Origin of the sequence: Salinimonas marina, assembly GCF_015644725.1 — a bacterium.
In the GTDB taxonomy this organism is placed as follows: Bacteria; Pseudomonadota; Gammaproteobacteria; order Enterobacterales; family Alteromonadaceae; genus Alteromonas.
This window is the reverse complement of the sequence record NZ_CP064795.1, coordinates 1,399,404-1,413,434: the sequence shown is the minus strand read 5'-3', so window position 1 is coordinate 1,413,434 and position 14,031 is coordinate 1,399,404. Positions and strand designations below refer to the sequence as shown.

Genomic DNA, 14,031 nt, shown 5'->3' with positions numbered 1-14,031 from the left:
TTGTTCAGGCTGATAGAGTTACAAAGCGAGAAACGTGCCAGCTGTATAGGAGATGGGTGTCTCGCTGCCATAATTTGTTCCTATTTCAGCAGGTTAAGCGTAAACTTAATCAAATCTCAGTGATCCATTCTGTCTTACAGACAGTAAAGGATTTATTGGCAAAATAACGAATAGTATAGGGAACAATCTGTGTTAACTGTTTTACTTGTTGACGACGATCCAGAATTTACTGATGTCGCTTGTACGATCATCGAGTTTTTGGGTCACGAGGTGTTAACCGCAGCAAACCTGGATGAAGCGCGCGATTGGCTGACTAAAGAAACCTTCGACCACATCCTGCTGGACTTTATGCTTCCCGATGGCAGCGGCGTGCATTTGTTTGATGAACTCGACGCCCTGCCCAAACGTCCCCGTGTGACCCTTATCACGGGGCACCCTTCTGTACGCGGTATCATTAAAGGCTTGTGTGGTCCCAATATTGACTATCTGGTCAAGCCTATCCAGCGGGAAGAAATTGAAGCGGTTCTCAGTGGTAAAAAAGATAAGAAAAATGAAGCCTCTGGAAAAGCCACAATCAAAAAATATTTTGGCCATTTGATTGGTGAGTCGGCTTCGATGAAGGAGCTGTACAAACTCATTGAACGGGTTAGCCGCACCAGTGCCAATGTCATGTTACTGGGTGAAAGTGGCGTGGGTAAAGAAGTAGTCGCCGAAGCGATTCATGCCGCTTCAGATGTGGAAGGCCCATATATCGCTACCAACTGCGGGGCGTTTTCGAAAGAGCTTATTGGCAGTGAATTGTTTGGTCATGAAAAAGGGGCTTTTACCGGCGCCGTCGGCCGTAAAGCCGGGGTTTTTGAACAGGCTGAAAACGGCACGCTGTTTTTAGACGAAATTACCGAAATGCCCATCGATATGCAGCCTAACCTGTTACGGGTGTTGGAAAACAAGGTGGTTATTCGCGTTGGCGGCACCAAAACGATTCCTATCAACTGCCGAGTCGTGTCTGCTACCAACCGCCAGATGGAAGAAATTGCTGAAAGCAAAGTCCTGCGTGAGGATATTTATTTTCGCCTGGCCGTATTCCCCATCACCATTCCGCCGTTGCGTGAACGCAAAGAAGACATCCCCTTGCTGGCCTCTTCGTTCATCGCTGAGCTGAATAAAGAAAACGACACCAACTTTGTATGGAAAGACACCCAGCTGGATACCCTCAAAGCCTATGACTGGCCCGGCAATGTCCGCGAATTGCGCCACTTTGTCCATCGTGCCGCCATTATGAGCGACCCCGTGAAACAGGATATTGAGTTGCCTAAGACTATCGAGTCGCCGTTTGCTAAAAAGCAATCGACCACCCCTGCACTCCAGGCGGGTCGTACCATTGAAGATGTGGAAAAAGAGCTGATTTACGCCACCCTCGAAAAGGTCAATGGTAACAAAACGCTGGCCGCAGAAATGTTGGGTATCAGTACCAAAACGCTGTACAACCGTTTGCACGCTTACGGCGATCTGAGTAAAGAAGACTAGCTATCGAGGTTTTTATGACGGAGCAAGAACTTGCCATGGTGGCGAAACAGGTCCACGACGCACGTAAACCATTGAACCGAATTTCAATGCAGGCTGAACTGATAAAAATGGCATTGGATGGCGATGTACCGCCTGAACGTGCCAAGCAGGCTTTGGATAAAATAATAACAAGTACTAAGGATTGCAGTGAGGCGCTGACCGAAATGATGGAAGCACTTAGCGATTCTCAGTCGGAATCATAAATATATGTTTAATAAGCTGTTCCAATCTTTCTACAGTTGGATTTTTCTCGTTGGTGTTATTGTTCTCATCATTACCGGTAACTCTTTTTATGTGGTAAATACCCTGGATAAACTGGCTACTTTGGAAGCTCGCTTATTCACCACCACCCGGGTTATTACCGCCATCAATTCCCTACATATGGCAGTGCTGCGCGCTGAGTCTGGTCAACGGGGTTACCTGTTGACCAAAGATGAAGCTTATCTGGAGGACTACACACTCACCCTTGAACGGCTTGAAGGTTTGCTTGAAGAGGTTGAACTTAGCGCCCAGGTATCCGACTTGCCCGAGCAGGATAAAAAAATTCAGCAGCTGGTGTCATTAAGCAAAGCCAAAGTTAAAGAAATGGCGAAAACGGTCAATGCGGCGTTGCAGGGGGATTTTTCCCAGGCTAACCGTATTATCGATTCAGACCGGGGGCTGGTGCTATACGACCGATTTGAGCGGGTATTTGAGGATATTGACCGCTCGGAGCGTATGGTCCAGGGGGAACACTTATCTAATCTGATGAAACTGCGCAGGGATTCGGTCAACACGCTTATTATTTCAGGTATTACTACCGCGTTTCTGATCATCTCTATTTTTGTGCTGATAAAAATGAACATGCGGGAAAATCTGCGGCATCAGCGCACCCTGGAGGGGGTTAACGAGGAGCTGGAATTTAAGATTAATCAGCGTACTCAGGAGCTCCAAATTTACTCCGATGAGTTGGCACGAAGTAATCGCGAGCTGGAAGATTTTGCTTTTGTCGCTTCTCATGATTTGCAGGAGCCATTACGTAAAATCCGGGCCTTTGGCAATCGCATTGATGATGGTTATGCCGACGTTATTGATGAGCGAGGCCGGGACTTTTTGAATCGTATGCTCAATGCTGCAGAACGTATGTCTATGCTTATCAGCGACTTGCTGGCCTTTTCACGGGTCTCTACCCGGGGCAAAGATTTTACCGAGGTTGATTTAGATGAAACGGTAAAATCGGTGTTAGACGATTTGGAAATTGCCATTGAAGAATCGCAGGCAACCGTGGAAGTTGACGCTTTACCGAGTATTCAGGCGGATAAATCCCAAGCCGAACAGCTATTTTTGAACTTGTTGTCAAATGCCCTGAAGTTCAAACACCCCGATACGCCTCCGCACATCAAAATTCTAAGCCGGGCCGCTGAAGCGGAAGAAATATCAACATTTCATCACAAAGACGACTTTGAGTGGGTTACAATTTGTGTACAAGACAATGGAATAGGCTTTGAACAATCTTTTGCCGAAAAGATTTTTGCACCTTTCCAGCGCTTACATGGTCGTAGTTCTTACAAGGGAACTGGTATCGGCCTGGCGGTTTGTCGCCGTATTGTGGAACGTCACAATGGTCAAATTCGCGCGTTCAGCGAACCTGGCAAAGGCGCCAGATTTGAAATCATATTACCGGTAAACGGCGAACCGTTTGCCAACCTGTCGAGTCAAGGAGTTGTAGAAAATGACCATTAAAGGACCGTTACCCATTAATATCCTTATGGCAGACGATGATGAAGACGATCGTCTATTAACATTGGATGCACTAAAAGAAAGCCGGGTACTGAATAATCTGTTCTGTGTGGAAGATGGCGTAGAACTGCTGGAGTTTTTGCGTCGTGAAGGCAAGTACGCAGATCCGAAAGATGCCCCTCGTCCCAGCCTGATATTGCTGGACCTGAACATGCCGCGAATGGATGGTCGTGAAGCATTACAGGAACTCAAAGCCGACCCGGCCTTGCGAGGAATACCAGTGGTCATTCTGACCACTTCCAAGGAAGAGGAAGACATGTTGCGTGGTTACGACTTAGGATGTGCTTCTTACATTACCAAGCCGGTTAATTTTGAAGGCCTGGTTGATCTAATGCGGACCTTAGGCCGTTATTGGATCGAGTTTGTAGAACTTCCCCACGACTAACCAGCCGAACTGAGACGTACTGTGAGTGACCTTATCCGTGTATTACTTATCGAGGACGATGAGGATGATTATTTTTTAACAGCCGACTACCTTTCACAGTGCAAGGAGCCCAGGTTTGACATTACCTGGGTGACTAACAGTTCGGAAGCGGTTGCCGCCTTCCGTTGTAAAATTTTTGATATCTGCTTACTGGATTATATTTTAGGCTCTGAGAACGCCCTTGATGTTCTCAATGTCATTAAGTCCAAAGGCATTAGCATTCCTGTGGTCATTTTAACCGGCCAAACCGATACCAAGGTTGATGAAATGGTTATGCGCGCAGGCGCGGCAGATTATCTTAATAAAAGCGAGATTGAGACACCCCGTTTTATGCGCACCATGCGCTACGCTATGGTCCGGCGTGAAATTGAAAACGAACGTATTGAACGGCATAAAGTCGAGCAGCAGAACAAAGCGAAAGATAAGTTTCTGGCTCATCTTGGCCACGAGCTTCGCACTCCCCTTACCTCAATTTTAGGCTACACCGAGTTATTGCTCGATGATGCCAATAATGAGCAAATTGACAACGAATTATCCATCATTCATACCAATGGCAAGCATCTGTTGAGCCTGTTGAATGACCTTTTGGATATGTCGCGGATTATGGCCAATAAGCTGGAGCTGTCGCCCAAAGATGTCGATTTAGCCGGCTTTATGACTGATGTTCATTCGCTTATGAATCTGGCAGCCAAAGATAAAGGGCTGCGGCTGTCGATAGATTGTCAGACCCCGGTTCCGGAAGTGATCCGCGCCGACCCCACCCGTTTGCGGCAGGTGTTAATAAACCTTATCAGCAATGCGGTGAAATTTACCGATGCCGGAAAGATCGAAATTGTTATCGATATGCTCCCTGCGTCAGCGCAAAAAAATCGAGAGATGCTGCGGTTTCAGGTCATTGATTCAGGCATTGGGATGCCTCCTGATAAACTCGACGATATTTTTCATCCATTCCAGCAAATTGAAGATGTGATGCGTGCCAACCATGGCGGCGCCGGTCTGGGACTGGCCATTTGCCGTGAATTAGTACACAAAATGGATGGGGAAATTAATGTTGAATCGTCTTTTGGCAAAGGCAGCACCTTTACCTTTGCGATAAATCCGGGCGATATTGCCAGCCAGCCCAGAGAATTGCTGAATCTTTCGGCTCCGGCGGCGCGCAACACCCCTGAGATGAATTTACATGTTTCCGGACGCGTTCTCATTGTGGACGACTTACGTGAACTGCGCCGCCTTACCGGGCATCTTGTGAGTCAGTGTCACGCCCAGGTTGCCTACGCAGAAAATGGCGTGAAGGCCTTAGAAGCGGTGCTGATAGCAGAGCAGGAAGGACACCCCTTCCATCTGGTGCTGATGGACATTCATATGCCGGTGATGAACGGCATTGATGCGTTAAAAGCGCTGCGCAAACACAACTGTCAAACCGCGGTGGTGGCGATCACCGCGGCAAGTCGCAAAGGCTTAAGACAATCATTATTGGATGAGGGGTTTGATGGTGTCCTGGGTAAACCCATCGAAAAAAATGCGCTGATGGAAGTTTTGGACCAGTACCTTATCCGTTCAGGCGGCGTCGAGGCCGATTTAATCGCTGGTCCTGTAGAAGATAACGGCTCCCCCTCATCTGAATCCGAAGAACCTGCTACGAGTGAGCCTGAGCCCATGCTGCAGACTCATACTTCGCCCATCCGTATTTTGGTTATCGAAGACGACACTGATGCGGCAGAACTGATGCAGTTGCTGCTTATTCATCAAGGCCATGAGGTCGAAGTAGCTCAAAACGGGGAAGATGCTTTGAAAATGCTTGATAACAACGGCTTTCAGCATGCCCTGCTTGATCTTAGTCTTCCCGATTATCATGGCCTGGAGCTGGCCCCAAGGTTGCGCGAAATTAATCCTGATTTGAATATTATTATTGTCAGCGGCCGGGAGCCTGATGCTCACAAATTGGAAGCTGTAGGTATAACTCAATCATTGTTGAAGCCGGTTAGTAAAGCCGACCTGACGGCATTATTTGCGAACCAGTAAATAGTTGCGAAAATCTTACAAGGACGTGCAGGAATTACCATTCCAATTCAGCTGAAAAGCTATAGCATTAAAAATAATTAATGTTTTTCAGTAAGTTATAAATTCGTAGCGAGTGGTATATGACTTGCAGACCTTCTTGTGCACACATTTGTTAATCAAGGAGATATGTATGGCTACACAAGCTCGCGCGACTACTGCAACGACAGCTAATACCGCAACAGACAAATCTAAGGCGGCCGACGACTCAACGCATCCTATGGTTGATAAAGTTCAGGAAACCTTGCATGCGTCGGTAGATAAACTGGCTTCATCAGCAAGCCGCGCAGAAGAGAACCTTCGCACCACAGCCGCTGACTCGGCTGAAAATATGTCAGCGCAAAAACGCCTGGCACAGAAAAAATGGTTAGCATCTCCCCTTCGCAGATATGCGATTGAAAACCCGGTAGCAACCGCAGGTATTGCATTTGCTGCAGGTATGTTAATCACATCACTTATGCGTAAGAAGTAACGCTTATGCCGGGTAAAATGTCACCTTCTGACTTTGCCAGGGCATCCTTCAGGCCAGAGCGGCCTGTTTCGTTCTGCCCAACCAGTGATACTGGTTGGGTAAGCGATTGCTCCAAAGACGTCTCTATCCATGACGATCCCACCTTCAGTGAAACCAAAGCTGCCATTGAAAATATGTTTGCCCATAAACGTGATCAATTCGATTCGTTTAAAACGGTATTGGGCGCTGAAACCGCATTAGTCAAAAAGTCGTTTATCATTACCGCAGTCGGACTGGCTGGTGTATTTATACTGGCGTGTTTTTGCTGGCTGATTGTTGGTGCTGCAATTGGTATCGGCCTTGACCGGGCAGGCACTCCTTTATGGGGTACCACGCTTATTTTGCTGGCAATTAATGGTGTGGGCATAGCGGTTTGCACTAAAGCGGTTAAAGAAAGTTATCGTCATGTCTCTTTTATGCCGATTCTGCAGGCCCTGACCGGTCATGCGGGAAAGAGCCAGAAGGAATAGTTCATGGGTTTGTTTTTATCTAATGAGCTGCGTCAGGTTGATGCGGCCCATAAAGAATATGCACTGGTAAAACAGCGTGCGGATTATATGCAAACGAGCGCTAAGCGAAGAGTTCAGCTATTATTTGGAAAACCTTCGGTATTGTTTGGTATATTCGCAGCAGGCGCATTCAAAGGCCTGACTACGGACAATCCAAAATCTAAGAGAAAAACAGCCATTAGTTCGTTTATTCGTACCGCGTTTTTCCAGATTATAACTTAAGGATATTGCTATGGCTGCTTGCAGCAGAACCTTTCGTCACGTCGCCGTGGCTGCCACGGCCCTGACGGCGATCCTGGGCTTAACAGCCTGTGCCACCTCCTCTTCGACTGAACCTACTCCCTACATCAAAGCAAAGTCAGCAAACGGCTATGGTTACTCGAGCATGGAGCTGAGCGAAAACGAATATCGCATCATGTTTAAAGCTACCGAGGCCACTGATGCTGCCAGGGTCCAAGAGTACTCCCTGTTTCGGGCAGCCGAACTGGCGAGTGCCCAGGGTTATGACTGGGTGGCAGTGGTCAAAACCGACGTGGAACGAAAGCTGCGTGATGGTAAAAAGATTGTTCGCGAGAGTAATAACACCGCACCGCCGGTGTTGCGCGAAGAGCAGTGCACCATGTCAGGTTGCTATGAGGCGGCCCAACCCTTTGAAACCAGCGATGCTGATATGCGGGTAGAGAAAACCCGCACAAAGGATATTTATTATTCTATTGTGGCACGTATGGCAAATAGTAAAACTGCTCTGGGCGAACGAGCCTTTCGCACTCAGGAAGTACTTTCCCGCCCTCCCGGCGAAGATAACTAAGGTTATGGGTAGCTGATATAGCCTAAGGGCTTCCTGCTACCTTTTTACATCAATCTGGCAAAATGTTCGCAGTCTTCTCCACCTACATTAAGAAACGCTCAGTTATATCCTTTGGAGTTTTTCTAAGCGACTATTTTTAAAACATTTTATTTTATTTATTAAGAAAGAAATAATTGCCTGACATTGGAATACCCTTTGCAATCTTTTTCTGGTAACCGATGAACAGTTTGGCATAACTATCTGCAACAGGAGCGGTAAGATGAATCAGCTACCCGCTAATATCGACAAGATTTCCGATATTATCAAAGTTCTTAATGGTGGCATTGAGTTTTATAAAGACGGAATCAAGAAAGTAGCTGGTCACAATATCCAGGCCATGTTCAATCGCATGCTAGAAGAAAAGCAGCAAGCGGTACTGACTTTACAGGCTTATCTTCCTGAACAAAAAAGTGCGAAGGTTAGTGGCAATACTGATTGGTCTATTGGTGTTAGAAATATGTACACCAAATTACTCGGGGCGCTGAATCCGATAAATGATCATAATTATGTCAAACAGCTGGAAAGTGTCGAAGATAAAGTTTTGGCAAAAATAAATGATGCATTAGAGGAAAAGCCACCACAGCAGTTTGCCTGCGAGTTGCGTCGTATCCGCTCACGTATGCAGCAATGTCGTGAAGAACTTGGGTCATTCCACCATGCAACAGCCATAGCGGGCTAATGCCCGCTGGCGTGGTTGCTCCCCTACCTCGCGGTTCTCTTTTAAAAGCTTTTTTCGGTTGCTACCCGTCTTAGTGACATGACTCAACTTTTCTCCCCCTCCCACCTTGCTCATCTCATGACAACAACCTAGCTTGCCGAACGCTGACGTTATCGACTGTGGCACTGCCGAAGATTCAAATAGCGCTTGTGCCTGTGCGGTAATCACATGATTTTTAAATTCGTGCCGCATGCCGGTATAGCTAATTCTCTGCAGATTATTTCCGGCAAAGCCTGAAATGTAATCTATTCTTAAATTTCAGTAATATATCTGTGTAAAAAGTGCAGAGTAACCCGTTCTGACAGTCCATTTTTGCTTCAATCATTTTTTATAGCGTAAAAAAGTTAACACTTTAACTATATTAATCAATAGCTTATATTTTTGGCACGGTTCGCGCATAACTTATAATGAAATTAAGGAAGCTAAACGAGGATGAAATTATGTTAGGTTGGGCAGTTACATTTTTTATAATCGCCATTATTGCAGCAGTTTTTGGCTTTGGCGGCATTGCCGGTGCAGCGACAGGCATTGCCCAATTCTTATTTTTCGTGTTTGTAGCATTGTTGGTCATTTCGTTAATCGCCAACGCGCTTCGTGGTAAATCACCGAAAGTATAAAAAATTTTATTAAAGGAGCAAGAACTATGATGTCGTACAAGAACTTACTGAAGACACTTTTGGTAGCTGGTTTTGCATTTTCTCTAAGCGCGTGTGATGACGGCGGTGCTGAAAATGCGGGTGAAAAAATTGATGAAGCAGTAAGCGAAGCAGGTAATGCAGTAGAAGATACCTGTGAAGATGTAAAAGAAGGTATGGAAGCAGAAGATAAAGACTGCTAATTACGTATCTTGAAAGATTTGGCGTGTAAGCCAACCATAAATGCCAGCCAGGGTAACTGACTGGCATTTTTTTATGGGAAATAACTGACCACCAGCGTCTTGTCCCACGCAGCCATCTGAGCAGTATCTGAATAGAATAACCCCACCCTCACCTGAGTCCCCCTCACATAATGCTTTCCAGCCTCATCCGCCTTTAGCTGTGACTCCAATACGAATTCGCTATTGTTATTCTGAGGGTTCTACCTCGCCATGGCCAGGGTTTGCTATCCGTTACCAGGCCTCAGCACTTCCTCTATACTCTTTTGCCAACCGGTTTGCTCTTAGTATGCCCTGCATGACAACTTATCTGTGTCTGACGATAATGGCTATCTGCGCAGCGAAGATTCGCTGTGCTTTCTGATGCAACTCTCTGGCGTAGCGTACCTTGGCCGATCACACCCATTGGTAGCGCGTTAAAACGGGATAAAGGCCAACACGGCCATGGGAAAAATATACCAGCGAGTGTTGTCGTTACGGATTTACATCACACTTTGCATGACACTTTACAAGATGCAGGGCCATTGCGGCTTTTTCCTATGAATAAGACAGCCGCTGTCTATTTGACGGTCTGCCTCTGGGCAAGTGTGTGGCTCATCTGTTTACCTAAGCTAGTTAAAAAAGCGAACCGTAGTTCCATTTTGCTGACAGGCCATCGGGCAATATGATGCTAGCTGCTGCAGATTCAAATTAGGTAGTGTCTTCGCAACCAGCGCATTGTCGCCCGCTTCAATGTTCATGTTGTGTAATGAGTAGTGGTTAGACAAAGAGCATGGCTGGAAGCCCGGGTTGCGCTGTTTATCTGACCAACACAAAAACACTGAAAGGTCGGGAAAACCGCGGTGCAAAGTTTTTTATTGTTACGGGTTTGGTTAGGTGATGGCCCGATATGCAACGTTATATACCACAAGTCACCCTGGCCTTATTGCAGCAAGCATGCAACGCCGGGCCGCTACCATGGTCCTTCGTCATTGGTTGGGTGGAAAGCGAAGGTGCCACGCTGACTCTGAGCCTGCCGCCTCACGGCTCTTCTCGTAAAGGAGACAAAAACACGACGCCATGGCATCGTGTTTTTGTTTGGTAATAAAGTGAAAATACCGATTATTCAGGCTTTGATTTAGCCACAAATTTATTAAGCAGGGCAGGCAGCAAGGTAATATCAGTCACTAATGCTATGATCATCGCCGTGGCGGTAAGCAGCCCAAAATTAACACTGGGGATAAAGTCTGAGAAGCCGAACAATGAAAACCCTGATGCAATAATAAATGTAGTGAACAGAATCGCCAGGCCGGTATGACCAAAGGCTAAGCGCCCTGCACGTTCGGCCAGACTAGAATTGTTAACATCATTGCCTGGTGCATGCGACTCGTTGTCCGATCTCATCCCTTTTAAGTAGGCATGCAAAAAGTGGATAGTGTCATCCACCGCAATACCCATAGCGATGGCGGCAATGGTGATAGTCATGATATCAAGGGGGATCCCGAGCCAGCCGATGATGCCCAGAATGCCTAATGTGGTCAGAATATTGGGTAACAGCGCAATCAGGGCTATTTTCAGGGAGCGAAAAATCGCCAGCAGTACCAGCCCCAGAACCACATAGACAATACCCAGTGTTTTAATTTGCGAATCAAAAAGCCGGCTTAAAATATCCTGGTACAGCACGAATAGGCCGGTAAAGCTGACCTTATCGGCTGACATGCCCACAGTCTCAATATCCTGCTTTAAATCCTCAAGAAACTGAGCACGATCCAGGCCTGCCGTCGTATCCTGAATTCGGACAGCGATGCGCATTTGCTCATCGCTGGCAGAAAAATAAGAACCAATCAGTTGATTCACCACTTTTTTGTCGAGCAAATGATAGATGGTGGTCAGTTCATACTCGGTAAGCGGCCGGTTGTCGTTTAACTGTCGGGCAAGCTGAGTGAAATTAACAATGGAGGTAACACTACCGGTTGCGTCAAATGCATTAACCGCGGCCTGAACCAGCTGTAGCTGGTTTACACTGCTGGCATCCAGCACCAGTTGGTCGTCCTGTGAGCTGGCGTCAGTTTGTAAAATAATGTCCAGCGGCGTTGAACCTCCGAACTGTTTATCGATAAAAGCCAGCTCCTGATATACCCGGGTATCCTTTGCAAAATAATCAATAAAAGAGTTTTCGACGTTTAATCGGGTGATACCTGCAGCCAGTCCTGCAAAAAGCGCCAGCATCACCACACTAATAGTCACCGGCCGTTTAAGATTCAGCCGTCGCATCGCATCAAAAAAACGGGTGACAAACTGATACTCGCTGGTTTCTTCTCGCGCCCGCAACAGCGATAACACCGCCGGAAACAACAGCAGGCTTACCAGCATAGTAATAACCATGGCTATCAGCATCATATAGCCGAATACCATTACCGGCTGCAGACCACTAAAGATGAGCGCGCCAAAACCTACTGAGGTGGTCAGCGTGGCAAAAAAGCATGGGGCCAGCTTATCGTTCAACGTGGCAACAATTCGCTGATGTTTATCCAACGCCGGATCATCCCGGCTGATTTCCCGATAGGCACCAATGAGGTGAATCATGACGGCCAGGGTCAGAATAAGCTGCAAAGCTACAAAGTTAGCGGAAATAACCGTGGTGCGTAAATCCAGAAACCCAAATAACCCCATCGTTAAAACCACACTGATGGCGCACGCCGCCAGCGGAAACACCACCCAGCGCACGGTGCGATACAGCACCAGTAATAACAAAGCTATTACCCCCGCAATGGCGCTACCAAAGGTTTGCAGATCGGACTTTATAATATCGATTAAGTGCTGCCCAACCACATACGAGCCGCCCATATAGGTATTGGCCCGTCCATCAACCTGAGCAGCAATGGTACTTAGCTGTTCAATTTCTTGCTGGCGCTGCTGGTTAAGCTGTTCACGAATTGGCTCAGCCTGTTGTTCCAGTTGGGCTAACTGTTGCTGTTGTTTATCACTGAATTCGCCGTTTAACAGATTAGCCTGAATGTCGGTTATCTGGGTTTCCAGTTCACGTAATGCAGGGTTGTCTTTGAAAACAATCTGTATGGCGGTGGCGGTATTTTTCTTGTTAACTAATAAATCGGTGAAAATAGGATGACCTGCGATCAGAGATTTCATCTGAACGGGCGAGTAGCGCTGCGACTCCCAGGTAAGGTTGCTTACCTGCGTCCCCGAAGTTAATACACTTTTATCCTGAATCAGGGGCACGGTCAGAATGGAGGTAACAGCCCCCACCCGCTCCAGTTTTTTAATTTCCTGCGACAACCGCTGCAAGTCTTCGAAGGTCTGATTGGAAAATAACGCATGGTCAGTAGGCTCATAGGCCAGCAGAATAAATTCATCCGGGGCAAACACCTGATTAGCCAGCTGGCTTTTAATATATAACGCGTTGTCTTTAACCAGCAGGGTATCGGCCGAAGCGTCAATCTTGAATTTTGATAACTGACTTATCGCTAACGCTAAGGCAACGGCAAATACGCCCATCACCGCCCAGCGGGCCCCTACAATCCATTGGGCCATTTTATTCTTCATCCTGCTGCCCTTGATACTGGAAATATTCGTCGCGACGTTGGCCCTGAATATACTGATTACGGAAATACAAATAGGGATCGTCTGCTTGCTTATACAGATTTTGGTAGGTTTCTGCCTGTCCCGAAAAGTCATCAAAACCGTCAAAAGCCCGTAAAAAATAAGATTCGGGTGAATCGGTCAGTTGATTTATCGGATGGATAATCCCCTCGGTGACAGTCGAAAATGCGCCACGGGAATCGCTGGGCCCCAAAAATGGCAGCACCAGATAAGGGCCCGAATCTATATCGTAATAAAACAGAGTGTCGGCAATAGTTTGCTTTTGTGCGCCAATATTGAACCAGTGTGTCGCCGGGTCAAACAGCCCGAATAAGCCCAGGGTACTATTGATGAAAAAACGACTTAAATTCGCCCCGGCCTGTCTGAATTCACCAGCCAGTGCATTGTTCAGCAGGTTCAGTGGCTCCCGGATATTTTCAAATGCATTGCCAATTTTGTCCCGGGCCGCCGCGGGGACGAGCCAACGATAGCCGTCAGCGGCAGGAATCAGGACATACTGATACAGCTGATGGTTAAAGCCAAATATTGTGCGGTTGAAGCTTTCCCACGGATCGTTGTAAAACACCTCGCCGGCGAGTTGGTTGGTATCATTGCCGGCCTGTGCGTCAGTTATGGCTACTACCGTGGGCTCGACATTGATTTTTCCCTGACTGGTCTCAACCGATATCGATTCGCCGGCATTGAGCCGGTCGACATCAGACGGTGTTTCAGACTGGGATTGTTGCTTCTCAGAAGAGGTAACAGCTGGATGCTGAGGTGGCGCCGAATTGCTGCAGCCGGTCACAAGTATTGCGCAAAGCCACCACAGACCAAGGCTGAATCGTGTCGAAGTCATCACAAACAAAATTCCCTATTGCAGATTCTGGGGATTGTCTGACATTTTTAGTTACGCCAGACGGATTTAACATCCTGATTCATACGCTAATTATCAATACTATGATCGATATATTTTTTTGGCTTTCACCGGTCTGGTATATCTTTGCCTAATCCATTATAGAAAGGATTAATTAACAAATGTAGAGGAAGGTGTGAGGTATTGCCGACAAGTTCTGATAACAACTTTTCCTGGTCTGGTCACAGAGTTGGCATTAATTTGCGCATCACGCTGTAACCAGGTATCAGGAATTATCGGCCCGACAGACAAT

Annotated in this window: 14 protein-coding genes; 12 read left to right on the top strand and 2 right to left on the bottom strand. The window is 46.9% G+C overall.

What is annotated here, in order from left to right; all coding sequences use genetic code 11:
* The first annotated feature begins 189 nt into the window (after positions 1 to 189).
* From IT774_RS06265 to IT774_RS06210, 12 genes are all read left to right on the top strand, one after another.
* Positions 190 to 1,527 (top strand): sigma-54-dependent transcriptional regulator, encoded by a 1,338-nt coding sequence (locus IT774_RS06265; RefSeq protein ID WP_195811816.1) that lies wholly within the window; start codon positions 190 to 192, stop codon positions 1,525 to 1,527.
* 14 nt (positions 1,528 to 1,541) lie between these two features.
* Positions 1,542 to 1,769, top strand: coding sequence for a histidine kinase dimerization/phospho-acceptor domain-containing protein (locus IT774_RS06260; protein WP_195811815.1), 228 nt, complete (start codon positions 1,542 to 1,544; stop codon positions 1,767 to 1,769).
* A 4-nt stretch (positions 1,770 to 1,773) separates the two neighbouring features.
* Entirely contained in the window at positions 1,774 to 3,288 is a 1,515-nt protein-coding gene (locus IT774_RS06255) for a sensor histidine kinase (RefSeq protein ID WP_195811814.1), read from the top strand.
* Complete coding sequence (locus tag IT774_RS06250; protein ID WP_195811813.1) at positions 3,278 to 3,730, top strand: response regulator; 453 nt, start codon at positions 3,278 to 3,280, stop codon at positions 3,728 to 3,730. The genes IT774_RS06255 and IT774_RS06250 overlap by 11 nt, the downstream gene beginning before the upstream one ends.
* A 21-nt stretch (positions 3,731 to 3,751) precedes the next feature.
* A complete protein-coding gene (locus IT774_RS06245; protein ID WP_195811812.1) occupies positions 3,752 to 5,791 on the top strand; it encodes a response regulator in 2,040 nt (679 codons plus the stop codon).
* Between the two features lie 256 nt (positions 5,792 to 6,047).
* Entirely contained in the window at positions 6,048 to 6,299 is a 252-nt protein-coding gene (locus IT774_RS06240; protein ID WP_408641210.1) for a DUF883 domain-containing protein, read from the top strand.
* Between the two features lie 5 nt (positions 6,300 to 6,304).
* Positions 6,305 to 6,808: a hypothetical protein gene (locus IT774_RS06235; protein WP_195811810.1), complete on the top strand. Its 504-nt coding sequence runs from the start codon at positions 6,305 to 6,307 to the stop codon at positions 6,806 to 6,808.
* A gap of 3 nt (positions 6,809 to 6,811) precedes the next feature.
* The gene (locus tag IT774_RS06230) at positions 6,812 to 7,069 is read left to right on the top strand and encodes a hypothetical protein (RefSeq protein WP_195811809.1); all 258 of its coding nucleotides are present in this window, start codon (positions 6,812 to 6,814) and stop codon (positions 7,067 to 7,069) included.
* A 10-nt stretch (positions 7,070 to 7,079) separates the two neighbouring features.
* Complete coding sequence (locus tag IT774_RS06225) at positions 7,080 to 7,655, top strand: CC0125/CC1285 family lipoprotein (RefSeq protein WP_195811808.1); 576 nt, start codon at positions 7,080 to 7,082, stop codon at positions 7,653 to 7,655.
* Between the two features lie 259 nt (positions 7,656 to 7,914).
* Complete coding sequence (locus IT774_RS06220) at positions 7,915 to 8,373, top strand: DUF2383 domain-containing protein (RefSeq protein WP_195811807.1); 459 nt, start codon at positions 7,915 to 7,917, stop codon at positions 8,371 to 8,373.
* Positions 8,374 to 8,852: 479 nt separating this feature from the next.
* Positions 8,853 to 9,029, top strand: a complete 177-nt coding sequence (locus tag IT774_RS06215; protein WP_195811806.1) for a DUF1328 domain-containing protein — start codon at positions 8,853 to 8,855, stop codon at positions 9,027 to 9,029.
* Positions 9,030 to 9,055: 26 nt separating this feature from the next.
* On the top strand, positions 9,056 to 9,250 hold the full coding sequence (locus IT774_RS06210) for a hypothetical protein (RefSeq protein ID WP_195811805.1): 195 nt from the start codon (positions 9,056 to 9,058) through the stop codon (positions 9,248 to 9,250).
* Between the two features lie 1,137 nt (positions 9,251 to 10,387).
* On the opposite strand, the gene IT774_RS06205 is transcribed toward IT774_RS06210, so the two are convergent.
* Entirely contained in the window at positions 10,388 to 12,829 is a 2,442-nt protein-coding gene (locus IT774_RS06205) for an efflux RND transporter permease subunit (RefSeq protein ID WP_195811804.1), read from the bottom strand.
* Positions 12,819 to 13,670, bottom strand: coding sequence for an MlaA family lipoprotein (locus tag IT774_RS06200; protein ID WP_218958952.1), 852 nt, complete (start codon positions 13,668 to 13,670; stop codon positions 12,819 to 12,821). Before IT774_RS06200 ends, IT774_RS06205 begins: the two co-directional genes overlap by 11 nt.
* Positions 13,671 to 14,031 lie beyond the last annotated feature (361 nt).

What these genes read in the sequence shown, in the direction of transcription:
- IT774_RS06250 (WP_195811813.1), top strand. Translation starts at nt 3,278, where the DNA reads ATGACCATTAAAGGACCGTTACCCATTAATATCCTTATGGCAGACGAT.
- IT774_RS06255 (WP_195811814.1), top strand. Translation starts at nt 1,774, where the DNA reads ATGTTTAATAAGCTGTTCCAATCTTTCTACAGTTGGATTTTTCTCGTT.
- IT774_RS06240 (WP_408641210.1), top strand. Translation starts at nt 6,048, where the DNA reads ATGGTTGATAAAGTTCAGGAAACCTTGCATGCGTCGGTAGATAAACTG.
- IT774_RS06220 (WP_195811807.1), top strand. Translation starts at nt 7,915, where the DNA reads ATGAATCAGCTACCCGCTAATATCGACAAGATTTCCGATATTATCAAA.
- IT774_RS06230 (WP_195811809.1), top strand. Translation starts at nt 6,812, where the DNA reads ATGGGTTTGTTTTTATCTAATGAGCTGCGTCAGGTTGATGCGGCCCAT.
- IT774_RS06205 (WP_195811804.1), bottom strand. Translation starts at nt 12,829, where the DNA reads ATGAAGAATAAAATGGCCCAATGGATTGTAGGGGCCCGCTGGGCGGTG.
- IT774_RS06215 (WP_195811806.1), top strand. Translation starts at nt 8,853, where the DNA reads ATGTTAGGTTGGGCAGTTACATTTTTTATAATCGCCATTATTGCAGCA.
- IT774_RS06260 (WP_195811815.1), top strand. Translation starts at nt 1,542, where the DNA reads ATGACGGAGCAAGAACTTGCCATGGTGGCGAAACAGGTCCACGACGCA.
- IT774_RS06210 (WP_195811805.1), top strand. Translation starts at nt 9,056, where the DNA reads ATGATGTCGTACAAGAACTTACTGAAGACACTTTTGGTAGCTGGTTTT.
- IT774_RS06235 (WP_195811810.1), top strand. Translation starts at nt 6,305, where the DNA reads ATGCCGGGTAAAATGTCACCTTCTGACTTTGCCAGGGCATCCTTCAGG.
- IT774_RS06225 (WP_195811808.1), top strand. Translation starts at nt 7,080, where the DNA reads ATGGCTGCTTGCAGCAGAACCTTTCGTCACGTCGCCGTGGCTGCCACG.